This is a genomic window from Streptomyces sp. NBC_01077 (assembly GCF_045162855.1).
Lineage (GTDB): Bacteria > Actinomycetota > Actinomycetes > Streptomycetales > Streptomycetaceae > Streptomyces.
Genome location: NZ_CP108669.1, coordinates 6,833,088 through 6,854,856, shown reverse-complemented (window position 1 = coordinate 6,854,856; position 21,769 = coordinate 6,833,088). Strand labels below are relative to the sequence as shown.

The following is a 21,769-nucleotide window of genomic DNA, read 5'->3' as shown; positions in this document are numbered from 1 at the left end:
AGTGGCCCGGAGACGCCCCGGAGGGGTTTCACCCACCCGTGTGCCCGCGTACCCGCGGACGCGTCGGCACGACGCCCCCGGCGCACGGAACCGGACCCCGTCATATCCATCCCGGACAACGACACTCCCCCCACCACTCCCGATCGGCGCATGCCCCCGCCCCTCCCCCGCGCCTAGCCTGCGGAGGAAACCCGCAAGTGCGTCCAGAACACCCCCAGGAGCCCCGCATGAACGCTGTCCCGCAGGAGCGGCGCATCGTCACCGCCATCCCCGGTCCGAAGTCGCAGGAGCTTCAGGCCCGCCGCCTCGACACGGTCGCCGGTGGCGTGGGCTCCACGCTCCCCGTCTTCACCAAGCGGGCCGGTGGCGGCATCATCGAGGACGTCGACGGCAACCGCCTGATCGACTTCGGCTCCGGCATCGCCGTGACCTCGGTCGGCGCCTCCGCCGAGGCCGTCGTGCGCCGCGCCTCCGCGCAGCTGCAGGACTTCACCCACACCTGTTTCATGGTGACGCCGTACGAGGGGTACGTGGAGGTCTGTGAGGCGCTCGCCGAGCTGACCCCGGGCGACCACGCCAAGAAGTCCGCGCTGTTCAACTCGGGCGCCGAGGCCGTCGAGAACGCCGTCAAGATCGCCCGCTCGTACACCAAGCGCCAGGCCGTCGTCGTCTTCGACCACGGCTACCACGGCCGTACGAACCTGACGATGGCGCTGACCTCGAAGAACATGCCGTACAAGCAGGGCTTCGGTCCGTTCGCGCCCGAGGTCTACCGCGTGCCGGTGGCCTACGGCTACCGCTGGCCCACCGGTGCCGAGAACTGCGGCCCCGAGGCCGCCGCCCAGGCGATCGACAACATCACCAAGCAGATCGGCGCCGACAACGTCGCCGCGATCATCATCGAGCCGGTCCTCGGCGAGGGCGGCTTCATCGAGCCGGCCAAGGGCTTCCTGCCGGCGATCGTGAAGTTCGCCAACGACAACGGCATCGTCTTCGTGGCCGACGAGATCCAGTCCGGCTTCTGCCGTACCGGCCAGTGGTTCGCGTGCGAGGACGAGGGCATCGTCCCGGACCTCATCACCACCGCCAAGGGCATCGCGGGCGGTCTGCCGCTCGCCGCCGTCACCGGCCGCGCCGAGATCATGGACTCCGTCCACGGCGGCGGTCTGGGCGGCACCTACGGCGGCAACCCGGTGGCCTGCGCCGGTGCGCTCGGTTCCATCGAGACGATGAAGGAGCTCGACCTCAACGGCAAGGCCAAGCGCATCGAGGAGGTCATGAAGACCCGCCTCACGGCCATGCAGGAGAAGTTCCCGGTCATCGGTGACATCCGCGGCCGCGGCGGCATGATCGCCATCGAGCTGGTGAAGGACCCGGCGACCAAGGAGCCGTTCGCGGACGCCGCCGGCGCCCTGGCGAAGGCCTGCCACGCCGAGGGCGTGCTGGTCCTGACCTGTGGCACCTACGGCAACGTGCTGCGCTTCCTGCCGCCGCTGGTCATCGGCGAGGACCTGCTGAACGAGGGCCTCGACGTCCTCGAGAACGCGTTCGCCCAGATCTGATCGCAGATCTGACACTCCGTGTGAAGACTCTGTGGGGGGCCGATGGCGGGACGTGTTTCCGGCTGTCGGTCCCCTCTTCTCTGACGTACGGTTTCTGCAGATGAGAGAAACACCCCGGGCGGAGCCTCCCCAGCCCCGCCCACACCGTGCCGTCGCGCACACCCCTGGAGCCTCGTGCTCCGGAACTCCTCACCGATCGGACAGCCGCCCGCCCCACACCCCCCGGGGCGTGCGGCGATCCGATCCCCTCGGCCGCCCTGGAACCACCCCCCCTGTTCCAGGGCGGCCGGCTCTCTTCTCGGCGCTCGTCGCCCTCGCCGTCGTGACCTGGCAGGTGCTCGTCCACGGCCCCTTGGCCAGGCTCGACGAGCGGGTGTCCCGGGCCCTGGTGGACACGGCCCCCCGGCCCCTCTCCGAACTCGCTTCCGACCTCGGCGACATGACCGTCGCCCTCCCCGTCCTCGCCTGCGCGATGGCGTACGCGGTGTGGCGCGGCCGACGGCTCGCCGCCCTGTACGCGGGCCTCGCGATGGTCGCCGTGCCGCTCCTCGTCGTCCCCCTCAAGGAGTGGACGGACCGCCCCGGCCCGCTGGAACCCTGGGCCCACGGCTACTACCCCTCGGGTCACACGGCCACGGCGGCGGTCGCCTACTTCGGCGCCGCCTTCCTCGTCTCGAACCGCCTGATCCCCGTCGCCGCCGTGCTGACGGCGGTGACGGGGACCGGGCTGGTCCTGCGCGGCTTCCACTGGCCCCTGGATGTGCTGGCCAGCCTCTGCCTTTCGCTCCTCGTACTGGCCGTCAGCTCCAGTTGTACGCGTCGAAGTTCTGGCTGAACTGCCACTGGTTGTAGCGGTCCCAGTTGATCGACCAGGTCATCAGGCCGCGCAGGGCGGGCCAGGTGCCGTGGGTCTGGTACGTGCCGCAGTTGACCTTCTTCGTCAGGCAGTCCAGGGCCTTGTTCACCTCGGCCGGGGCCGTGTGGCCGTTGCCCGCCTGGGTGGAGGCCGGGAGGCCGATCGCGACCTGGTCGGGGCGGAGGGCCGGGAAGACGCGGTCGGTGTTGCCCGCGACCGGGAAGCCGGTGAGCAGCATGTCGGTCATCGCGATGTGGAAGTCGGCGCCGCCCATCGAGTGGTACTGGTTGTCCAGGCCCATGATGGAGCCCGAGTTGTAGTCCTGGACGTGCAGCAGGGTGAGGTCGTCGCGCAGGGCGTGGATGACCGGCAGGTAGGCGCCGGCGCGCGGATCCTGGCCGCCCCAGGGGCCGGAGCCGTAGTACTGGTAGCCGAGCTGGACGAAGAAGGTCTCCGGGGCCATCGTCAGGACGAAGTTCTGGCCGTACTTGGCCTTGAGGGTCTTGACCGCCTGGATCAGGTTGACGGTGACCGGGCTCGTCGGGCTCCGGAAGTCGGTGTCGCCGGTCTGGAGCGACAGCGAGTGGCCCTCGAAGTCGATGTCGAGGCCGTCGAGACCGTACTCGTCGATGATCTTCGAGACGGAGGAGACGAACGCGTCACGGGCGGCGGTGGTGGAGAGCTGCACCTGGCCGTTCTGGCCGCCGATGGAGATGAGGACCTTCTTGCCGGCGGCCTGCTTGGCCTTGATGGCCGCCTTGAAGTCCGCGACCGACTCGACGTTCGGGCACTCCGTCGCCGGGCACAGGCTGAAGCGGATGTCGCCGGAGGTCACCGAGGTCGGTTCGCCGAAGGCCAGGTTGATGACGTCCCACGAGGCGGGGACGTCGGCCATCCGGGTGTAGCCGGAGCCGTTGGCGAAGCTGGCGTGGAGGTAGCCGACGAGGGCGTGCGCGGGCAGGCCGGGGGTGCCGCCCCCGCCGCCGCTGGTCGTCGTCGCGCTCACGGTGGCCGACTTGGGTGATTCGCCGGCGCTGTTCACGGCGCTGACCTGGAAGGTGTACGCGGTGGAGGCGGTGAGTCCGGTGACGGTGGCCGAGGTGCCGGTGACCGTCTGGACCTTGGTGGCGCCCCGATAGACGTTGTACGAGGTGGCGCCGGAGACCGCGGACCAGGTCAGCGGCACGGAGGTGGAGGTCGGGGAGCCCGCCGCGAGGCCGGTGGGGGCGGCCGGGAGCTGCACCGGGTCGCCGCCGGGGCCGAAGAGGGAGAGGTCGTCGGCCTGGTAGGCGGGCGTGCCGTACCAGCCGTGGGTGTAGATCGTGACCGAGGTGGTCGAGGCGCCCGTCGTGAACGAGGTCGCGAGCCGCTGCCAGTCGGGCGCGGAGCCGGTCCAGGTGGAGACATCGGTGGTGCCCGTACCGGAGGCGCCGAGGTAGACGTAGCTGCCGCGCACCCAACCGCTGAGCGTGTACGAGGAGTTGGGCTTCACCGTGACGGTCTGGGAGCAGCGGGCGTTGTCGCTGCCGGCGGGGGTCGCCTGGAGTGCCTTCGTACCGCTGCGGACGGGCGAGGAGACGGCGGCGCCGCTGCCCGCCGTGCAGGTCCAGCCGTCGAGGCCGGCCTCGAAGCCGCCGTTGCGGGCGAGTTCGGCGTCGGCGGCCTGGGCGGCGGGGCCGAGTGCGGCGAGCCCTCCGGCGGCTAGGACGCCTGCGAGGAGCAGGGTGAGGGGTCTGGCGCGGTCCACAACTGCCTCCGGGGGTGGGGGAATCGAGGTGGGAGCGCGCCACAGCATGGTCCAGACCAATCGAGTGGTCAAGACCTCTGTTCCCAGCGTCCGCACGGCGGACGAAACGATCCGCCCACCGTACGGACCACACCCCTCCGGCCCGGCCCGCGCGGGCCACCCCGGCTACGGCGCCCCTCCCGCCCGCCCGATCTGCCCCGCCGCCTCGTGCATCGCCAGCTCCAGGAGCGAGGCGTCGGTGAGGGTGCCCGCGCCGTCCGGTGCCACCAGCCAGCGCACGCCGCCGGTCGCCCGGCCCGGGTACGGGACCACGATCCAGGTCCCGGCGCCCGCGCCGCGCACCCCGGTGCCGAGCCATCGGGTCGCGGTGCCGGGCGGGACGAAGAAGCCCATCCGGGCGTCGCCGAAGTCGGCGAGGACCGGGCCCGGCCGGTCCACCAGGCGGGTCAGGACGTCGAGCGTGGGATAGCCGAGTTCCGCCGGCAGGATCAGGACGTCCCAGCGCCTGCCGGCGGGCAGCAGCGCGACCCCATGGGGGTTGCGCTCCCACTCCCACCGGCAGGCGTCGGGATCGGGCGCGACCGAAACCAGCCACTCCACCGCGCCCTTGGCGCCCGAGGCCCCCGAACCAGTCATCGCAACGGTCTCCTTCCGTGTGGACACGGTGTCCGTACGGAGAGAGCGATTCGGGCGGCTGCTCTTACGCGGTTTCAGCTACCCATCAGTTGTGATGTAGGTCACACATCATGGTCAGCTGTCGAAGCCGAGGCCCATCCGGTCCATCGCCTTGAGCCACAGATTGCGGCGGCCGCCGTTCTCGTCGGCGCGCGCCATCGCCCACTTGGTGATGCCGATGCCGGCCCAGGCGATCGGCTCGGGCGGGAAGGGCAGCGGCTTGCGGCGGACCATCTCGAGGTCGGTGCGCTCGGTCCGCTCCCCCGCCAGCAGGTCGAGCATCACGTCGCCGCCGAAGCGGGTGGCGCCGACGCCGAGCCCCGTGAACCCGGCCGCGTACGCCACCTTGCCCTGGTACGCCGTACCGAAGAAGGCCGAGAAGCGGGAGCAGGTGTCGATCGCGCCGCCCCAGGCATGGCTGAAGCGGAGCCCTTCCAGCTGCGGGAAGCAGCGGAAGAAGTGCTCGGCGAGCTTGAGGTACGTCTCCGGGCGGTGGTCCATCTCGGCGTTGATCCTGCCGCCGAAGGGGTAGATCGCGTCGTAGCCGCCCCACAGGATGCGGTGGTCGGCGGTGATCCGGAAGTAGTGGAACTGGTTGGCGGAGTCGCCGAGTCCCTGCCGGTTCTTCCAGCCGACGGAGGCGAGCTGCTCGGGGCTGAGCGGCTCGGTCATCAGGGCGTAGTCGTAGACCGGGACGGTGTACGAGCGGACGCGCTTGACGAGCGACGGGAAGACGTTGGTGCCGAGGGCGACCCGGCGGGCGACGACCCGGCCGTACGGGGTGCGTACGCCCATGCCCGCGCCGACGGAGACCAGTTCGAGACCGGGGGTGTTCTCGAAGATGCGGACGCCGAGGTCCAGGCAGGCCCGCTTCAGGCCCCAGGCCAGCTTGGCGGGGTTGAGCATGGCGACGCCGCGGCGGTCCCAGAGCCCGCCGAGGAAGGTCGGCGAGTCGACCTCGGCGCGGACCGCGTCCCGGTCGAGGAGTTCGAGGCCGTCCGCGAGACCGAGCCGGTCGATCTCCTCGTACATCTCGTGGAGTTCCTCGACCTGGTACGGCTCGGTGGCGACGTCGATCTCGCCGGTGCGCTCGAAGTCGCAGTCCAGGGAGTAGCGGGCGACCGCGTCCTCGATGCCGTCGAGGTTGCGCTCGCCGAGCTCCTCCAGCTTCGGCAGCTCGCCCGGCCAGCGGGCGAGCCCGTTGCCGAAGCCGTGGGTGAGGGAGGCGGCGCAGAAGCCTCCGTTGCGGCCCGAGGCGGCCCAGCCCACCTCGCGGCCTTCGATCAGTACGACATCCCGGGCGGGGTCGCGCTCCTTGGCGAGGAGCGCGGTCCACAGTCCGCTGTAGCCGCCGCCGACGACGAGAAGATCGCACTTCTCGGTGCCGGTGAGGGCGGGCAGGGCGCCGGGCTTGCCGGGGTCTTCCAGCCAGAAGGGGACGGGCTGGGCGTCGGAGAGAGATTGTGCAGCGAGACGCATGGCGACTGGGGCCATGGTTTCCAACTCCTTCGGTGCCTGAGCTGCGTTCTGCTCAGGCTGTTGCTGTTTTCTTGCGCCGGTTCGTAATGATTTGCCCGGCCATGACCACCAGTACCGCGAGAACGAACATCGCGGTGCCGATGACGTTGATCTGAACGGGGGTTCCTCGCTGTGCCGAGCCCCAGACGAACATGGGGAAGGTGACGGTGGAGCCCGCGTTGAAGTTGGTGATGATGAAGTCGTCGAACGAGAGCGCGAAGGCGAGCAGGGCGCCGGCGGCGATGCCGGGCGCGGCGATCGGCAGGGTCACGCGCAGGAAGGTCTGCGTGGGTCCCGCGTAGAGGTCGCGAGCCGCTTCCTCCAGGCGCGGGTCCATGGACATGACCCGGGCCTTGACCGCCGTCACGACGAACGACAGACAGAACATGATGTGGGCGATCAGGACCGTCCAGAAGCCGAGCTCGATGCCCATGTTGAGGAAGAGGGTGAGCAGCGAGGCGGCCATGACGACCTCGGGCATGGCCATCGGCAGGAAGATCAGCGAGTTGATCGCGCCTCGGGCCCGGAAGCGGTAGCGGACGAGCGCGAAGGCGATCATCGTGCCGAGGACGACCGCGCCGACCGTCGCCCAGGCGGCGAGCTGGAGCGAGAGCGAGAGCGACTCGCACATGTCGGCGACGCCGCAGGGGTCCTTCCAGGCGTCGAGCGAGAACTCCTGCCAGGAGTAGTTGAAGCGTCCCTTCGGCCTGTTGAAGGAGAACGCCATCACCACGAGGTTCGGCAGGATCATGTAGGCGAGCGTCAGCAGGCCCGCGATGACGACGAGGTTCCGACGGATCCAACGCATCAGACCAGGTCCTCCGTTCCCGCTCGGCGGATGTAGACGGTGACCATGGCCAGCACGATCGCCATGAGGATGAAGGAGAGTGCGGCGGCCGTCGGGTAGTCGAGGACCCGCAGGAACTGCGACTGGATGACGTTGCCGACCATCTTGGTGTCGGTCGAGCCGAGCAGTTCGGCGTTGACGTAGTCGCCGCTCGCCGGGATGAAGGTGAGCAGGGTGCCGGAGACGACGCCGGGCATCGACAGCGGGAAGGTCACCTTGCGGAAGGTGGTCGCCGGGGAGGCGTACAGGTCCTGCGCGGCCTCGTGCAGCCGGCCGTCGATCCGCTCCAGGGAGGTGTAGAGGGGCAGGATCATGAAGGGCAGGAAGTTGTACGTGAGACCGCAGACGACCGCCATCGGGGTGGCGAGGACGCGGTCGCCCTCGGTCCAGCCGATCCAGCTGGTCACGTCGAGGACGTGGAGCGCGTTGAGCGCGTCGACGACCAGGCTGTCGTCGGCGAGGATCGTCTTCCAGGCCAGCGTCCGGATGAGGAAGCTGGTGAAGAAGGGCGCGATGACGAGGACGAGGAGCAGGTTGCGCCAGCGGCCGGCCTTGAACGCGATCAGATACGCGAGCGGGTAGCCGAGCAGCAGGCAGAGCAGGGTCGCGGTCCCGGCGTACAGCAGGGAGCGTATGAACTGCGGCCAGTACTCCTGGAAGGCGTCCCAGTAGGTCTGGAAGTGCCAGGTGACCTTGAAGCCGGCTTCGAGCGAGCCCGTCTGGACCGAGGTCGAGGCCTGGTAGACCATCGGCAGCGCGAAGAAGACGAGCAGCCAGATGATGCCGGGCAGCAGCAGCCAGTAGGGGACGAGCCGCTTGCGGGTGGAGGGCTTGCGCAGAACCGGTTCCTCGACCGGCTGCGGCGCCTCCTCCTTCGTGAGCGTGGACGTAGTCATCCGGCGTCCTCCACCGTCTCCACGCCGGCGTCGATGTCCTGGGCGGCGTCGAGCCCGAACGTGTGCGCCGGGTTCCAGTGCAGGACGACCTCCGCGCCGGGGACCAGGCGGGTGTCGCGCTCGATGTTCTGCTCGTACACCTGGAGCTCCGCGCCCGCCGGCGAGTTCACCACGTACTGGGTGGAGACGCCGATGAAGGAGGAGTCGACGATCCGGCCGGTGACCCGGTTGCGGCCGTCGGCGATCGAACCCGCGTCGTCGGCGTGCGCGAGCGAGATCTTCTCCGGGCGGATGCCCACGAGCACCTTGCCGCCCTGGCGGACGGCGGAGGTACAGCGGTCGCCGGGGACACGGAGCTTGCCGCCGCCGGCCGTGACGAGGACGTCGGTACCGGTCTCCAGGACCTCCGCCTCGATGAGGTTGGAGGTGCCGAGGAAGTTGGCGACGAACGTGGTCTGCGGGTTCTCGTACAGGTCCGCCGGGTTGCCGAGCTGCTCGACGCGGCCGCCGTTCATCACCGCGACCTGGTCGGCCATCGTCATGGCCTCCTCCTGGTCGTGGGTGACGTGCACGAAGGTGATGCCGACCTCGGTCTGGATCCGCTTGAGCTCCAGCTGCATCTGGCGGCGCAGCTTGAGGTCGAGGGCGCCGAGCGGCTCGTCGAGGAGCAGCACCTGCGGGTGGTTGATGAGCGCGCGGGCGACGGCGACGCGCTGCTGCTGGCCGCCGGAGAGCTGGTGCGGCTTGTGCCGGGCCTTGTCGCCGAGCTGGACGAGTTCCAGCATGTCGTCGACCTGCTTCTTCACCGACTTGATGCCGCGGCGGCGCAGGCCGAAGGCGATGTTCTCGGTGATGTCCATGTGCGGGAAGAGCGCGTAGGACTGGAAGACGGTGTTGACCGGCCGCTTGTACGGCGGGAGGTCGGTGACGTCCTTGTCGCCGAGGAAGACGGTGCCCGTGCTGGGGTCCTCCAGGCCGGCGATCATCCGCAGCGTGGTGGTCTTGCCGCAGCCCGAGGCGCCGAGGAGGGCGAAGAAGGAGCCCTGCGGGACGGTCAGGTCGAGCGGGTGGACGGCGGTGAAGGAGCCGTACGACTTGCTGATCCCGGTGAGACGGACGTCGCCGCCGGTGTTCTTGTCAGTCATGGGTTGTGGTCCCAGGGGAGTGAGAGAGGTGGACGACGGGGGCCTCAGGCGCCGATGAGCTTGGCGAACTTCTCCTCGTACGCCGTCTCCTCCGCGCTGGTGAGCGAGCGGAAGGCGTGCGACTTCTTGGCCATGGCCTTGTCCGGGAGGATCAGCGTGTTGTTCGCGAGTTCGGGGTCGATCCTGGCGAGCTCGTCCTTCACCCCGTCGACGGGGCAGACGTAGTTGATGTACGCGGCGAGCTGGGCGGCGACGGGAAGCTCGTAGTAGTAGTCGATGAACTTCTCGGCGTTGGTCTTGTGCCGGGCCTGGGCGGGGACGAGCAGGTTGTCGCTGGAGGTGATGTAACCGGCGGACGGGATGGAGAACTTGATGTCCGGGTTGTCCGCCTGGAGCTGGATGATGTCGCCGGCCCAGGCGAGGCAGGCGGCGATGTCGCCCTTGTCCAGGTCGGAGGTGTAGTCGTTGCCGGTGAAGCGGCGGATCTGCTTCTTGTCGACGCCCTTCTGGAGGCGCCCGATCGCCGCGTCGTAGTCGGCGTCGGTGAAGTCGCCCGGATCCTTGCCGAGGTCGAGCAGCGTCATGCCGACGGAGTCGCGCATCTCGGTGAGGAAGCCGACGCGGCCCTTGAGCGCGGGGTCGTCCAGGAGCTGGGTGACCGAGTCGACCTTCTTGCCGCCGGTGGCCTTGGAGTTGTACGCGATGACGGTGGAGATGCCCGTCCACGGGTACGAGTAGGAGCGGCCCGGGTCCCAGTCGGGGCGCCGGAACTGCGCGGAGAGGTTCGCGTACGCGTTGGGCAGGTTCGCGGGGTCGAGCTTCTGCACCCAGCCGAGCCGGATCATCCGGGCGGCGAGCCAGTCGGTGACGCAGATCAGGTCGCGGCCGGTGTCCTGACCGGCCGCGAGCTGCGGCTTGATCTTGCCGAAGAACTCGACGTTGTCGTTGATGTCCTCGGTGTACTTGACCTTGATCCCGGTGCGCTTCGCGAACGCCTCCAGGGTCGGGCGGGACTTCTCGTCCTCGCCGACGTCCATGTACTCGGTCCAGTTGGAGAAGGCGAGGGTCTTCTCCGTGGCCGACGCGTCGGTGGAGGCGGGGCCCTGGCCCTCCCGCTTGGCCGGCGGGATGCCACAGGCGCTCAACGACGCGAGGCCGCCGACGGTGAGCGCGCCGACACCGCCCGCGCGCAGCATCGAACGGCGGGTGAGGGCTCCCCGGCCGCTCGTCAGGCTGCGACGTATCGCCGCGGTCTGCGCGGCGGACAGGCTGTCGGGCTCGTACTGCTCCATGCGCTGTGCCCTTTCGGGATGGGTGGGCCGCCGGTCGGGCGGCGAATTGCTATCGGTCCCCGAAGATCGTGCGGTGCCAGTCCTTCGCGGCGACCGCGGTGTTGTCGAACATCACGTGCTTGACCTGCGTGTACTCCTCGAAGGAGTACGCCGACATGTCCTTCCCGTACCCCGATGCCTTGGTGCCGCCGTGGGGCATCTCGCTGATGATCGGGATGTGGTCGTTGACCCAGACACAGCCGGCCTTGATCTCCCGGGTGGCGCGGTTGGCCCGGTAGACGTCCCGGCTCCAGGCCGAGGCGGCCAGGCCGTACGGGGTGTCGTTGGCGAGCCGGATGCCCTCGTCGTCGCTGTCGAAGGGCAGGGCCACCAGGACCGGGCCGAAGATCTCCGACTGCACGACCTCACTGTCCTGCGCGGCGCCGGTGATCAGGGTCGGACGATAGTACGCACCGTCCTTGAGGCCTCCACCAGGGGCTTCGCCGCCGGTGACGACGGTGGCGTAGCCGCGGGCGCGCTCCACGAAGGCGGCGACGCCGTCACGGTGGCGGTGGCTGACGAGCGGGCCGAGGTCGGTGGCCGGGTCGAACGGGTCGCCGAGCCGTACGGTCTCCATCAACTCGGCCACGCGCGCGACGAAGGCGTCGAAGAGCGGGCGCTGGACGTACGCGCGCGTGGCGGCGGTGCAGTCCTGGCCGCTGTTGATGAGGGAGGCGGCGACGGCGCCGTGGGCGGCGGCCTCCAGATCGGCGTCGTCGAAGACCACGAAGGGGGCCTTGCCACCGAGTTCGAGGTGGAGGCGCTTCACGGTGGCGGTGGCGATCTCGGCGACCCGCCTGCCGACGGGGGTGGAGCCGGTGAAGGAGGTCATGACGACGTCGGGGTGGCCGACGAGGTGTTCGCCGACGGTCCGCCCCGCGCCGTTGACGATGTTGACGACACCGTCGGGGATGCCGGCCTCCTTGGCCGCCTGCGCGAACATCAGGGAGGTCAGCGGGGTGAGTTCGGCGGGCTTGAGGACGATCGTGTTGCCGGCGGCGATGGCCGGGAGGATCTTCCAGGCGGCCATCTGGAGCGGGTAGTTCCAGGGCGCGATGGAGCCGACGACCCCGATGGGTTCGCGGCGGATGTACGAGGTGTGGTCGCCGCTGTACTCGGCGGCGGACTGGCCCTGGAGGTGACGGGCTGCCCCCGCGAAGAACGCGGTGTTGTCGACGGTGCCGGGTACGTCGAACTCGGTGGTGAGCTTGAGCGGCTTGCCGCACTGGAGGGACTCGACGCGCGCGAGGTCCTCCGCCCACTCGGCGAGGACGCCGGCGAAGCGGTGCAGAGCGTCGGAGCGCTCGCCCGGGGAGGCGGCCGCCCAGCCGGGGAAGGCCGCCTTGGCGGCGGCGACGGCCTCGTCCACGTCGGCGGTGGAGGCGAGCGTGTAGGTGTACACGCTCTCCCCGGTCGCCGGATCGATCACGCTGTGTTCCTGACCGGAGGTTCCGGCGCGGAGCCGCCCGCCGATGTACTGTGCGCCGGCCGCGAAGCGGTCCGTCACCTGGAAGCGGTTGCCCATGACGCTCTCCGTTGTTCCAGCTCGATTTGAGTGCCGATCCTGACAGAGGGACGATGGCCCAACAAGTGATTCCGTTGTTGCCTTTTGGTTACGCGACGGAATCGGTCGACCATGTGTCGAGGCGGCCGGAATATCTCCGTACTAAGTGTCCGTGGCGGATGCCACACTCGCGTGCATGAGCACGGTCGAGGAACTGACACAGCAGGTCAACAGGGGTGACCGGGTGAAGTGGCTGCACTTCTGGGGCCACCGTCCGCAGCCGGACGGACGCCTCTCGGCGAGCTGTCTGAGCCAGTGGTGGCCGGCACCCTTCGTGGTCGCCGGCGTGTCGTACGCGACCGCCGAGCACTGGATGATGGCGGCCAAGGCCCGCCTCTTCGAGGACGCCGAGGCGGAGCGGGCCGCGCTGTCCGCCCGTACCCCGGCGGAGGCCAAGAACGCGGGCCGGCTCGTACGGGGCTTCGACGAGGCGGTGTGGGCGCGGGAGCGCTTCGGGATCGTCGTCGAGGGCAGCGTCCACAAGTTCTCCTCGGACCAGGCCCTGCTCGGCTATCTCCTGGGCACGGCGGGCCGGGTCCTGGTGGAGGCGAGCCCGCTGGACCGCGTCTGGGGCATCGGCCTGGCGGCCGACGACCCCCGCGCCCACGACCCCGCGCGCTGGCGCGGCGACAACCTCCTGGGCTTCGCCCTGATGGAGGCCCGCGAGCGGCTGCTCCGGGGCGCGTGAGAAGCGACGGCGAGACGGCGAAGGGCCCCGCACCTCATGAGGTGCGGGGCCCTTCGGCCGTGCAGAGGCGGCTCAGCGGCCGCTCTCGACCACCAGGCTCGACGCGAACGGGTCCTCGTCGTAGCCGGAGTCGTCGAAGGTCGACGGGTCCTGGGTGACCGCCCAGATGACGAAGCCCAGGAAGACGGCGCTGATCAGGGTGCCGATGATGCCGAGCACGACGCCCGCGATCGCCATGCCCCGGTTGGTCGCCTCGCCCCGGCCCGCCTTCTTCAGGCCGATGATGCCGAAGATCAGCGCCAGCACACCGAGGACCACGCCCAGGCCGTACATGCAGAAGCCCACCACCGCGATGATGCCGAGCACCATCGAGGTCGTACCCATGCCGTTGGACGGGGGCTGCTGCCAGCCGGGCTGGCCGCCGTAGCCGCTGCCGCCGCTGTACGACGGGTAGCCGGGGTAGCCGTACCCGGAGCCCGCCGCGGCCGGCGGCGTCGCGGCCGCCGGGTACCCGTACCCGCCGGAGGTGTCCGCGGCCGGGTAGCCGTACGCGCCGGGCGTGGCCGCGGGCCCGCCGGGTGCGACCGGCGGCGGCGGTACCTCGCCGGGGCCGGGCGACGCGAGCGGCACGGACGTGACGGTCTGCTGGTCGTGCACCGGCGAGGGCGACGGAGTCGCCGGCTTGCTCAGTTCCACCCCGTCGCGGTTCGGCGGAGCCCACGGGTCCGTCGGGTCGTATCCACCCCGCGACTGGTCTCGGTTGTCAGACATGGGCCTCCCCCATCATGGTCCCGCCATGCTACGGCCTCACCCCTGAGGGGGAACCGTCCGGCCTACGATGACGGGATGACCGATCTCCATCCCTTCATCGCGGGCCTGCCCAAGGCCGAGCTGCACGTCCACCACGTCGGCTCCGCCTCGCCCCGGATCGTCGCCGAGCTCGCCGCCCGGCACCCCGACTCCAAGGTCCCCACGGACCCGGAGGCGCTGACCGACTACTTCTCGTTCACCGACTTCGCGCACTTCATCGACGTCTACCTCTCGGTCGTCGACCTGGTCCGCACCCCCGAGGACGTCCGGCTGCTGACCTTCGAGGTCGCCCGTGACATGGCCCGGCAGAACATCCGGTACGCCGAGCTGACCATCACCCCCTACTCCTCCACCCGCCGGGGCATCGACGAGCGCGCCTTCATGGCGGCCATCGAGGACGCCCGCAAGGCGGCCGAGGCCGAGTTCGGCACCGTCCTGCGCTGGTGCTTCGACATCCCCGGCGAGGCCGGCCTGGTCTCCGCCGAGGAGACCGCCCGCCTCGCCACCACCGAGGGGCTGCGCCCCGAGGGCCTGGTCTCCTTCGGCCTCGGCGGCCCGGAGATCGGCGTGCCGCGCCCGCAGTTCAAGCCGTTCTTCGACCGCGCGCGGGCGGCCGGCCTGCACTCCGTCCCGCACGCGGGCGAGACGACCGGCCCGCAGACGATCTGGGACGCGATCAACGACCTGGGCGCCGAGCGCATCGGCCACGGCACCAGCTCGGTCCAGGACCCGGCGCTCCTGGCCCACCTGGCGGAGCACCGCATCGCCCTGGAGGTCTGCCCGACCTCGAACATCGCCACCCGGGCCGTCGCCACCCTGGACGAGCACCCGCTCCGGCAGATGGTGGACGCCGGCGTCCTCGTCACGATCAACAGCGACGACCCGCCGATGTTCGGCACCGACCTCAACAACGAGTACGCGGTCGCCGCCCGGCTCCTCGGCCTCGACGAGCGCGGTGTCGCCGCCCTCGCGAAGAACGCGGTGGAGGCCTCGTTCCTCGACCCGGCCGGGAAGACCCGGATCGCCGCCGAGATCGACACGTACACCGACAACTGGCTCGCGCGCTGACGACGGCGAGAATGGGGCCATGGACTCCGACACCGTCATGGACCCGACCGTCGCCGCAGGAGCCCCCGTCGTGACGGGCGGCAGGGCCCCCGTCACCGTCGTGGGCCATCGCGGCGACCCGTACCGCGTCCGCGAGAACACCCTCCGCTCGATCGCCTCGGCGATCGAGCGGGGGGCGGACGCGGTCGAGGTCGACGTCCGGCTGACGAAGGACGGCGTGCCCGTCCTCCTCCACGACGACACCCTCAAGCGCCTGTGGGGCCACGACCGCCCCCTCTCCGCGCTCTCGTACGAGCAGGTCGGCGAGCTGACGTACGGCGGGATCCCGACCCTGCGCGAGGCGCTGCTCACCGCCGGGGAGAAGCGGCTGATGCTGGACCTGCCGGGCGGCGACGAGGACTCGGTCCGCGCCATCGTCCGTACGGTCCGCGAATGCGGCGCCGGGGAGCGCGTCTACTACTGCGCGGGGGCCGTGGCGATGCTCCAGGTACGCGCCGCCGACCCGGCCGCCGAGATCGCCCTCACCTGGACCTCGCTCGCCCCGCCCCGCCCGGTGCTGCTCGACGCCGTCCGGCCCCACTGGCTCAACTACCGCTTCGGGCTCGTGAGTCGGGCGCTCACCGACCGCGTGCACCGGGACGGTCTCCTCGTCTCGGCCTGGACGGCGGACACCTCACGCACCATGCGTAAGCTGATCGGGAACGGGGTCGACTCGATCACCACGAACCGGGTCGACGCACTCGCCGCCGTCCTGCGAAAGGCCCAGGCATGAACGACCGGATCCGCACCGACATCGCCCACAACGCCCGGGTGTGGAACTACTGGCTGGGCGGCAAGGACAACTACCCGGTCGACCGTGCGGTCGGCGACCAGGTCACCGGCTTCTACCCGAGCATCGGCGAAGTGGCCCGCGCGGACCGGGCGTTCCTCGGCCGGGCCGTGACCCATCTCGCCGCCGAGGCGGGCGTCCGCCAGTTCCTCGACATCGGTACGGGCCTGCCGACCGCCGACAACACCCACGAGGTCGCCCAGCGGGTCGCGCCCGACGCCCGGATCGTCTACGTCGACAACGACCCGATCGTCCTCACCCACGCCCGCGCGCTGCTGACCAGCGCGCCGGAGGGCGTCACCGAGTACGTGGACGCCGACGCCCACGACCCGGAGAAGATCCTGGCGGCGGCCGGCGCGACGCTCGACCTCTCCCGGCCGGTCGCGGTGATGATGCTCGGCATCCTCAACTTCGTCCTGGACACCGACGAGGCCCGGACCATCGTCCGCGCCCTGATGGACGCCGTCCCCTCCGGCAGCCACCTGGTCCTCACCCACCCCACCCTGGAGCCGGAACTCGGCGGCGAGGGCAACAAGGCCGCCATGGCCTTCTGGAACGAGAACGCCACCCCGCCGATCACCGCCCGCAGCCGCGCCGAGTTCGCCTCCTTCCTCGAAGGCCTCGACCTCCTGGAGCCGGGCATCGTCTCCTGCTCGCGCTGGCGGTCGACGTCCGAGGACGCCTCCGTGGTCGCGCAGTTCGGCGCGGTGGGCCGCAAGCCGTAATGGCCCTGAGGGGGGATGTCCGCAGCCGGGGGGACGTCCGCGGCCGGTGGGAGCGGGCGCGGAGCTGGAGCGGGGCGAACCCGTGGGCGGTGGACCTGGGGATCGCGCTGCTCGTCCAGGCGGCGATGACGATGCCGTTCGTGGTGCCGCGCCCGCCCGAGATCGAACCGGCGACCTGGGCCGCGTACGGACTGACGACGCTCACGGTGCTCCCGCTCGTCTGGCGGCGGCGCGCCCCGCTCGCCGTGCTCCTGGCGATCCTGGCGACGAGCGCGCTGTACAAGCTGGCCCTGGAGGGGCCGGGACAGCCCCTGCCGTACACCGGACTCGTCATCGTCTACACGATCGCGCTCCTCTCCCCTCCGTGGAAGCGACTGGCGACGGCGGCGCTGCTGACCGTGGCGGTCCCCGGCTCGGTATGGCTCAACACCCAGTCGGCCCGCGAACTGACCTTCTCCCTCTTCGTGTTCGCGGCCGCCTATGTCTTCGGCCGGCTCCAGGACGCCCGGCAGCGCGCGCACCGGATCGACGCCGAGCGGGCCGCCGCACGCGAACGGGCCAGGATCGCGCGGGAGATGCACGACATCCTGTCGCACGCGGTGAGCCTGATGATCGTGCAGGCGGAGGCCGGCCCGGTGGCCGTACGGGCGGCGCCGGAGCGCGCGGAGGCCGCGTTCGAGGCGATCTCGGAGACGGGCCGCGAGGCGATGACGCAGCTGCGGCAGATGCTGGGGCTGCTGCGGGAAGGATCCGAAGGTGCGGCACCCCGCGAGCCGCAGCCGGATCTCTCCGGAATCCCCGACCTGGTGGAACGGGTGAGGGCCGGCGGTCTGCTGGTGGAGTACACGACGGAGGGCGGGGTACGGGCGCTGCCCGCGGCGACCGGCGCGAGCGCCTACCGGATCGTGCAGGAGGCGCTGACGAACGTCGTCAGACACGCGGGCGCGCGCAGGGCCGACGTCCGGCTCGCCCACGCGGACGGCGTCCTGCGGGTCACGGTGACGGACGACGGACGCGGCCCCGCACCGGGGACGGCCGCGCACGGGTCCGGCGGCCACGGCCTGACCGGCATCCGGGAGCGGGCCGCCGCGCACGGCGGGACGGCGACGACCGGCCCGGGACCGGGCGGCCGGGGGTTCGAGGTGCGGGTCCTGCTCCCCGTACCCTCCACGGCGGAGGTGGGGAGATGACGACGATCCGGGTGGTGGTCGCGGACGACCAGGAACTGGTCCGCAGCGGCTTCGCGATGATCCTCGACGCGCAGCCGGACATCGAGGTGGTGGCGGAGGCCGGGAACGGGGCCGAGGCGATCGAGGCGGTACGCCGGCACGCCCCGGACGTGGCGCTGCTCGACATCCGGATGCCCGGGACCGACGGCATCGAGGCCTGCCGTGCGATCAGCGCGGAGACCGGCTGCCGGACGGTGATCCTGACGACCTTCGACACCGACGCGTACGTGTACGAGGCGCTGCACGCGGGCGCGAGCGGCTTCCTCCTCAAGGACGTGCGCCGGGACGACCTCGTGCACGCGGTACGGGTGGTGGCGGCGGGCGACTCGCTGCTCGCACCGTCCGTGGCCCGCCGCCTGGTGGAGCAGTACACCGCGGGCGGCCCGCGCAGGACCGCCCCCGACCCCCGGCTCGACGCACTGACGGTCCGGGAGCGGGAGACGCTGCTGCTCCTCGCGCGCGGGCTGTCCAACGCGGAGATCGCGGCGGAGCTGGTGGTCAGCGACCACACGGTGAAGACGCACGTGGGGAACGTGCTCGCCAAGCTCGGCCTGCGGGACCGGATCCAGGCGGTGATCTGCGCGTACGAGACGGGCCTGGTCGCGGCGGGGTCTCCCCCGCCCGGGGGAGGCACGGGGCGGGGCCCCTCCCCCGCGTCGGCGAGGAACTGACCGGCGGAAGACCGCCGGTGCGGGCGATCCGCCGATCGTCGCAGGTCAGCAGGATGGAGCCATCGAGAACAACGGCTCACACCAACGGAGTTGACCATGAGGACGACCATGAGGCCCGCCACCCGCACGCTGCTGGCCGCCGCCCTGGTGCTCGGCGTCGCCGCAGGCCCGGCGCTGACCCCCGCCTTCGCCACGGCCCCGGTCGCCACGACATCGACGACACAGCCGACGAACTCCGCCCTGGAGAAGGCGATCGCGGGCCTCCCCCGCGCCGACGCCACGGCGGCGCTCGTCCGGGTCGGCGGCACCGAGGGTTCCTGGCAGGGAACTTCGGGCGTCCACGACCTGTCGACCGGCGCCGCGGCGGACCCGGCCGCCCGGTTCCGGGCCGGTTCGGTGACGAAGGTCTTGACGGCGGCGACCGTCCTCCAGCTGGCGTCCGAGGGCCGCGTCGACCTGGACCGCACGGCCCGCTCGTACCTGCCGGAACTGATTCCCGGCCGGTACGCCACGGTGACCGTCCGCCAGCTCCTGAACCACACCCACGGCATCCCGGCCCCGGACTTCCCGGGCGAGACCGTGGAGGAGTGGTACGCGCACCGCTTCGACGTGCACACCCCGGAGGGGATGGTCCGCTCGGCGACGGCGAAGCCGCGCGAGTTCCGGCCCGGCACGAAGCAGCACTACCTGAACATCGGGTACACGATCGCCGGTCTGATCGTGGAGCGGGTGACGGGCGACACGTACGAGCGTCAGGTGGAGCGGCGGATCCTGCGCCCGCTGGGTCTGCGGGACACCTACCTGCCGGGCGGTGCGGCCGAACTCGTCGGCCCGTACAACCACGGCTATCAGACGATGCGGCTCGACGACGGGACGACCGGCCCGCGTGACGTCTCGGTGTGGGGGACGACGGACGCCTGGGCGGCCGGTGACCTCGTCTCGACCACGGCCGACCTGGAGCGGTTCACCCGGGCGCTGTTCGCGGGCCGGGTGGTGCGCGGGCCGCTCCTGGAGGAGATGTTCACCCTGCCGAAGGTGCGGGACGCCCAGTCCGGCGACCCGGCCGAGTACGCGGCCGGCCTGGCGATGAAGCGACTCGGCGGGCGCGAGGTCTGGGGCAAGACGGGCGGCCGCTGGGGGTACAACACGGCCATCGCCTCGACCCGCGACGGCGCGCGCACGCTCGTCTACAGCGTCAACTCCACCGACGCGAAGGGCCAGGACATGAACCCGACCGCCCTGAACGTCATGGTGGCGACGTACGGCCTGCCGGACTAGCAGGCGGCCGACCCTGATCCGCCGGACAGGCCCTGGGCGGGTGCGGCCACCGGTGCGACCGTGGCCGTCCCGGCCTCGAGGCGCTTGATCAGCCGGCGTACGTGGAGCAGCGGCAGGATGCCGATGACGCCGAAGGACATGTCGATGACGGACCACCAGAAGGGGATGCCCCGGACGGGGCCGCAGATCAGGGCGAGCGGAACGATGCCGACGCAGGCGATCATGCCGAACTCGACGACCCAGATGTTGCGGACGGGGTCGCGGTAGGCGCCGTAGAAGGCGACGGCGATGACGAGATGGGCGAAGGCGAGCCAGTCGGTGCCGTAGAGCAGGTACGGGGCCTGCTCGTCGGCGAGGTCGAGACCGCCCCGCACCCGGTCGATCCACTCGGCGAGCCCGGGGAGGAGTTCGGCCACGGGCGCCGCCCACCCGTCGAGCGAGGAGTCGAGCAGCCGGAGTTCGGTGACGAGCGGGAAGGCGGTGATCCCGCTCAGGACCAGACAGACGACGAAGACGATCAGCCGGACGCGGATGCGCGTGAGAAGGGCTCTCGGCCCGTTCGTGTCGCTCATGGGCCCAGCGTACGCCTCTCTTGAACGCGTTCAGAAACGGGCTGCCAGTCGTCGCGCCACCGCGTGCGCGACGACGGTCGCCCCCGCCGCCACGCCCAGGCCCGCGACCACGTCCCGGAGCCCGGACGGGCGGAGCACCCCCGCGCGGCGCAGCCGGCCGCGCGCCCAGAGGGTGAAGGGAACGACCACGAGCGGCGAGGTGACGGAGCCAGGGGTCACACTCCGCACGGCGGCGGCCTGGGCGAGATGGACCAGGCCGTGCAGGCCGAAGCCGTTCAACGCCCCCTGGTAGAAGGCGGACCTGCCGCCGGAGCGGGCGCCGGCCACGGCGGCGGCGCCGACGATCGTCGCCATCACCCCGACGGCGAGGGCGAATTCACGCTCGTCGACGGACTCGGCGGCCTTCCACACCGCTTCCGGCACGCCGGGGAACCGCTCGCGCAGCAGGGGCAGGTTCTCCCGCAGCCATCGCGGCCCGAAGGCCAGCTCCTCGGCGTCATGGACGGCCCAGGCGAGCAACAGCCCATAGGTGGCGAGCGCGTCGACGTTCGTGTTCGATGTGGTCACATCCGGCTCAACTCACAGCCCCACGATCGCGTTCCACCTCTTCGTGAACTCCTGCCGCTCCTGCGCCGTGATGTCCCGGGCGATGGCGAGCCGCCCTCGCATGTCCGCGTCCGGGAAGATCAGCGGGTCCTCCGCGAGGGCCACGAGCTCCTCGTCGCCGGAGTCCGCGAGGACCTTCTGCGCGGCCGGTACCGGGCAGACGTAGTTGACCCAGGCGGCGAGTTCGGCGGCGACCTCGGGCTCGTAGTAGTAGTCGACGAGCTTCTCGGCGTTGGTCTTGTGCTGCGCGAGGTTGGGGATCAGGAGGGACTCGGCCCACAGTTCGGCGCCCTCCTCGGGGACGACGAACTCGATGTCCGGGTTGTCGGCCTGGAGCTGGATGACGTCGCCCGAGTACGCCTGGCAGGCCAGCACGTCGCCGGTCGACAGGTCCTTGATGTAGTCGTTGCCGGTGAAGCGGCGGATGTGCCGCTTCTTCACGAGGCCTTCGATCTGCTCGCACAGGGCATGGAAGTCGTCGCCGGTCCAGCGGGTGACGTCGACGTCGTTGCCCAGCATGAGCAGGGCGAAGGACTCGTCGAGACCGGACAGCAGGGTGACCTTGCCGCGCAGGTCGTCGGCCCACAGCTCCTTGATGGAGCGGAGTTCCCGGCCGAGCTTCTTCCGGTTGTACGCGATGCCGGTGATCCCGGACTGCCAGGGCACGCTGTGCAGCCGGCCCGGGTCGAAGGCGGGCGAGCGGAGCTGCGGGTCGAGGTGCTCGGCGACGTTCGGCTGGGTGGCGCGGTTCATCTCCTGGGCCCAGCCGAGGCGGACGAAGCGGGCGGCCATCCAGTCGCTGACGACGATCAGATCGCGTCCGGTCTCCTGGTGGTTCATCAGGGACGGGCTGATCTTGCCGAAGAACTCGTCGTTGTCGTTGATCTCCTCGGTGTACCGGACGGAGATCCCGGTGCGCTTCCGGAAGGCGTCGAGGGTGGGGCGCTTCCTGGCGTCCTCGTCATCGGTGTCGATGTAGAGCGGCCAGTTGGCGAAGTCGAGCCTCCGGTCGCGCGCGGAGAGGTCGCGGCCCGCCCGGTCGCTCTCGTCGACGTACGCGGCGGGGACCCCGCATCCGGCGGCGAGCAGGCTCGCGGCCCCGGCGCCGCCGATGCCGCGCAGCAGGGACCGGCGGGACATGGTGTTCCTGGC

General features: G+C 70.9%; 21 protein-coding genes. 9 read left to right on the top strand and 12 right to left on the bottom strand.

The features are described 5' to 3' along the window. Positions 1–227: 227 nt before the first annotated feature. Positions 228–1,562: a 4-aminobutyrate--2-oxoglutarate transaminase gene (gabT, locus tag OG462_RS31180; RefSeq protein ID WP_406062672.1), complete on the top strand. Its 1,335-nt coding sequence runs from the start codon at positions 228–230 to the stop codon at positions 1,560–1,562. 100 nt (positions 1,563–1,662) lie between these two features. Next, complete coding sequence (locus tag OG462_RS31175) at positions 1,663–2,397, top strand: phosphatase PAP2 family protein (RefSeq protein WP_406062670.1); 735 nt, start codon at positions 1,663–1,665, stop codon at positions 2,395–2,397. Here OG462_RS31175 and OG462_RS31170 read toward each other — a convergent pair. From OG462_RS31170 to OG462_RS31135, 8 genes are all read right to left on the bottom strand, one after another. After that, complete coding sequence (locus OG462_RS31170) at positions 2,363–4,165, bottom strand: chitinase (protein ID WP_406062668.1); 1,803 nt, start codon at positions 4,163–4,165, stop codon at positions 2,363–2,365. The genes OG462_RS31175 and OG462_RS31170 overlap by 35 nt on opposite strands. A 165-nt stretch (positions 4,166–4,330) precedes the next feature. Continuing rightward, positions 4,331–4,801: a hypothetical protein gene (locus OG462_RS31165; RefSeq protein ID WP_406062666.1), complete on the bottom strand. Its 471-nt coding sequence runs from the start codon at positions 4,799–4,801 to the stop codon at positions 4,331–4,333. Positions 4,802–4,915: 114 nt separating this feature from the next. Further along, complete coding sequence (locus OG462_RS31160; protein WP_406062664.1) at positions 4,916–6,334, bottom strand: NAD(P)/FAD-dependent oxidoreductase; 1,419 nt, start codon at positions 6,332–6,334, stop codon at positions 4,916–4,918. A gap of 37 nt (positions 6,335–6,371) precedes the next feature. Further along, a complete protein-coding gene (locus OG462_RS31155; RefSeq protein ID WP_406062662.1) occupies positions 6,372–7,166 on the bottom strand; it encodes an ABC transporter permease in 795 nt (264 codons plus the stop codon). Continuing rightward, positions 7,166–8,101 carry an ABC transporter permease gene (locus tag OG462_RS31150; protein WP_406053810.1) on the bottom strand — a complete coding sequence of 312 codons (936 nt, stop codon included), beginning with the start codon at positions 8,099–8,101 and terminating at the stop codon, positions 7,166–7,168. The genes OG462_RS31155 and OG462_RS31150 overlap by 1 nt, the downstream gene beginning before the upstream one ends. Continuing rightward, on the bottom strand, positions 8,098–9,246 hold the full coding sequence (locus OG462_RS31145) for an ABC transporter ATP-binding protein (RefSeq protein ID WP_406053812.1): 1,149 nt from the start codon (positions 9,244–9,246) through the stop codon (positions 8,098–8,100). The genes OG462_RS31150 and OG462_RS31145 overlap by 4 nt, the downstream gene beginning before the upstream one ends. 44 nt (positions 9,247–9,290) lie before the next feature. Beyond that, positions 9,291–10,538 carry a PotD/PotF family extracellular solute-binding protein gene (locus tag OG462_RS31140; RefSeq protein ID WP_406062660.1) on the bottom strand — a complete coding sequence of 416 codons (1,248 nt, stop codon included), beginning with the start codon at positions 10,536–10,538 and terminating at the stop codon, positions 9,291–9,293. Between the two features lie 49 nt (positions 10,539–10,587). After that, on the bottom strand, positions 10,588–12,102 hold the full coding sequence (locus OG462_RS31135; protein ID WP_406062658.1) for a gamma-aminobutyraldehyde dehydrogenase: 1,515 nt from the start codon (positions 12,100–12,102) through the stop codon (positions 10,588–10,590). 175 nt (positions 12,103–12,277) lie between these two features. On the opposite strand from OG462_RS31135, the gene OG462_RS31130 reads away from it, so the two are divergent. Continuing rightward, on the top strand, positions 12,278–12,829 hold the full coding sequence (locus OG462_RS31130) for an NADAR family protein (RefSeq protein WP_406062657.1): 552 nt from the start codon (positions 12,278–12,280) through the stop codon (positions 12,827–12,829). 72 nt (positions 12,830–12,901) lie between these two features. Here OG462_RS31130 and OG462_RS31125 read toward each other — a convergent pair whose 3' ends face one another. Next, positions 12,902–13,600 carry a DUF4190 domain-containing protein gene (locus OG462_RS31125; protein ID WP_406062656.1) on the bottom strand — a complete coding sequence of 233 codons (699 nt, stop codon included), beginning with the start codon at positions 13,598–13,600 and terminating at the stop codon, positions 12,902–12,904. A gap of 75 nt (positions 13,601–13,675) precedes the next feature. On the opposite strand from OG462_RS31125, the gene OG462_RS31120 reads away from it, so the two are divergent. The 6 genes from OG462_RS31120 (at position 13,676) to OG462_RS31095 (ending at position 19,439) form a co-directional block, all read left to right on the top strand. Then, positions 13,676–14,707, top strand: a complete 1,032-nt coding sequence (locus tag OG462_RS31120) for an adenosine deaminase (protein WP_406062654.1) — start codon at positions 13,676–13,678, stop codon at positions 14,705–14,707. 37 nt (positions 14,708–14,744) lie between these two features. After that, positions 14,745–15,479, top strand: coding sequence for a glycerophosphodiester phosphodiesterase (locus OG462_RS31115; RefSeq protein ID WP_406066801.1), 735 nt, complete (start codon positions 14,745–14,747; stop codon positions 15,477–15,479). Then, the gene (locus OG462_RS31110) at positions 15,476–16,261 is read left to right on the top strand and encodes an SAM-dependent methyltransferase (RefSeq protein WP_406062652.1); all 786 of its coding nucleotides are present in this window, start codon (positions 15,476–15,478) and stop codon (positions 16,259–16,261) included. The genes OG462_RS31115 and OG462_RS31110 overlap by 4 nt, the downstream gene beginning before the upstream one ends. After that, positions 16,261–17,451 carry a sensor histidine kinase gene (locus OG462_RS31105; RefSeq protein WP_406062651.1) on the top strand — a complete coding sequence of 397 codons (1,191 nt, stop codon included), beginning with the start codon at positions 16,261–16,263 and terminating at the stop codon, positions 17,449–17,451. The genes OG462_RS31110 and OG462_RS31105 overlap by 1 nt, the downstream gene beginning before the upstream one ends. Next, complete coding sequence (locus tag OG462_RS31100) at positions 17,448–18,161, top strand: response regulator (protein WP_406062649.1); 714 nt, start codon at positions 17,448–17,450, stop codon at positions 18,159–18,161. The genes OG462_RS31105 and OG462_RS31100 overlap by 4 nt, the downstream gene beginning before the upstream one ends. A gap of 108 nt (positions 18,162–18,269) precedes the next feature. Continuing rightward, positions 18,270–19,439: a serine hydrolase domain-containing protein gene (locus OG462_RS31095; protein ID WP_406066800.1), complete on the top strand. Its 1,170-nt coding sequence runs from the start codon at positions 18,270–18,272 to the stop codon at positions 19,437–19,439. Here the strand turns inward: OG462_RS31095 and OG462_RS31090 are convergent. From OG462_RS31090 to OG462_RS31080, 3 genes are read right to left on the bottom strand one after another with little or no spacing between them, the layout of a single operon-like run. Continuing rightward, on the bottom strand, positions 19,436–20,011 hold the full coding sequence (locus tag OG462_RS31090) for a hypothetical protein (protein WP_406062648.1): 576 nt from the start codon (positions 20,009–20,011) through the stop codon (positions 19,436–19,438). The genes OG462_RS31095 and OG462_RS31090 overlap by 4 nt on opposite strands. Positions 20,012–20,041: 30 nt before the next feature. Continuing rightward, complete coding sequence (locus OG462_RS31085; protein ID WP_406062646.1) at positions 20,042–20,578, bottom strand: HXXEE domain-containing protein; 537 nt, start codon at positions 20,576–20,578, stop codon at positions 20,042–20,044. 12 nt (positions 20,579–20,590) lie between these two features. After that, entirely contained in the window at positions 20,591–21,757 is a 1,167-nt protein-coding gene (locus OG462_RS31080; protein ID WP_406062645.1) for a spermidine/putrescine ABC transporter substrate-binding protein, read from the bottom strand. Positions 21,758–21,769 lie beyond the last annotated feature (12 nt).

Excerpts from the sequence above, each read along its gene's own strand:
- gabT (WP_406062672.1), top strand. The coding sequence starts at position 228 with ATGAACGCTGTCCCGCAGGAGCGGCGCATCGTCACCGCCATCCCCGGT.
- OG462_RS31175 (WP_406062670.1), top strand. The coding sequence starts at position 1,663 with ATGAGAGAAACACCCCGGGCGGAGCCTCCCCAGCCCCGCCCACACCGT.
- OG462_RS31165 (WP_406062666.1), bottom strand. The coding sequence starts at position 4,801 with ATGACTGGTTCGGGGGCCTCGGGCGCCAAGGGCGCGGTGGAGTGGCTG.
- OG462_RS31160 (WP_406062664.1), bottom strand. The coding sequence starts at position 6,334 with ATGGCCCCAGTCGCCATGCGTCTCGCTGCACAATCTCTCTCCGACGCC.
- OG462_RS31155 (WP_406062662.1), bottom strand. The coding sequence starts at position 7,166 with ATGCGTTGGATCCGTCGGAACCTCGTCGTCATCGCGGGCCTGCTGACG.
- OG462_RS31150 (WP_406053810.1), bottom strand. The coding sequence starts at position 8,101 with ATGACTACGTCCACGCTCACGAAGGAGGAGGCGCCGCAGCCGGTCGAG.
- OG462_RS31145 (WP_406053812.1), bottom strand. The coding sequence starts at position 9,246 with ATGACTGACAAGAACACCGGCGGCGACGTCCGTCTCACCGGGATCAGC.
- OG462_RS31140 (WP_406062660.1), bottom strand. The coding sequence starts at position 10,538 with ATGGAGCAGTACGAGCCCGACAGCCTGTCCGCCGCGCAGACCGCGGCG.
- OG462_RS31135 (WP_406062658.1), bottom strand. The coding sequence starts at position 12,102 with ATGGGCAACCGCTTCCAGGTGACGGACCGCTTCGCGGCCGGCGCACAG.
- OG462_RS31130 (WP_406062657.1), top strand. The coding sequence starts at position 12,278 with ATGAGCACGGTCGAGGAACTGACACAGCAGGTCAACAGGGGTGACCGG.
- OG462_RS31125 (WP_406062656.1), bottom strand. The coding sequence starts at position 13,600 with ATGTCTGACAACCGAGACCAGTCGCGGGGTGGATACGACCCGACGGAC.
- OG462_RS31120 (WP_406062654.1), top strand. The coding sequence starts at position 13,676 with ATGACCGATCTCCATCCCTTCATCGCGGGCCTGCCCAAGGCCGAGCTG.
- OG462_RS31115 (WP_406066801.1), top strand. The coding sequence starts at position 14,745 with ATGGACCCGACCGTCGCCGCAGGAGCCCCCGTCGTGACGGGCGGCAGG.
- OG462_RS31110 (WP_406062652.1), top strand. The coding sequence starts at position 15,476 with ATGAACGACCGGATCCGCACCGACATCGCCCACAACGCCCGGGTGTGG.
- OG462_RS31105 (WP_406062651.1), top strand. The coding sequence starts at position 16,261 with ATGGCCCTGAGGGGGGATGTCCGCAGCCGGGGGGACGTCCGCGGCCGG.
- OG462_RS31100 (WP_406062649.1), top strand. The coding sequence starts at position 17,448 with ATGACGACGATCCGGGTGGTGGTCGCGGACGACCAGGAACTGGTCCGC.
- OG462_RS31095 (WP_406066800.1), top strand. The coding sequence starts at position 18,270 with ATGAGGCCCGCCACCCGCACGCTGCTGGCCGCCGCCCTGGTGCTCGGC.
- OG462_RS31090 (WP_406062648.1), bottom strand. The coding sequence starts at position 20,011 with ATGAGCGACACGAACGGGCCGAGAGCCCTTCTCACGCGCATCCGCGTC.
- OG462_RS31080 (WP_406062645.1), bottom strand. The coding sequence starts at position 21,757 with ATGTCCCGCCGGTCCCTGCTGCGCGGCATCGGCGGCGCCGGGGCCGCG.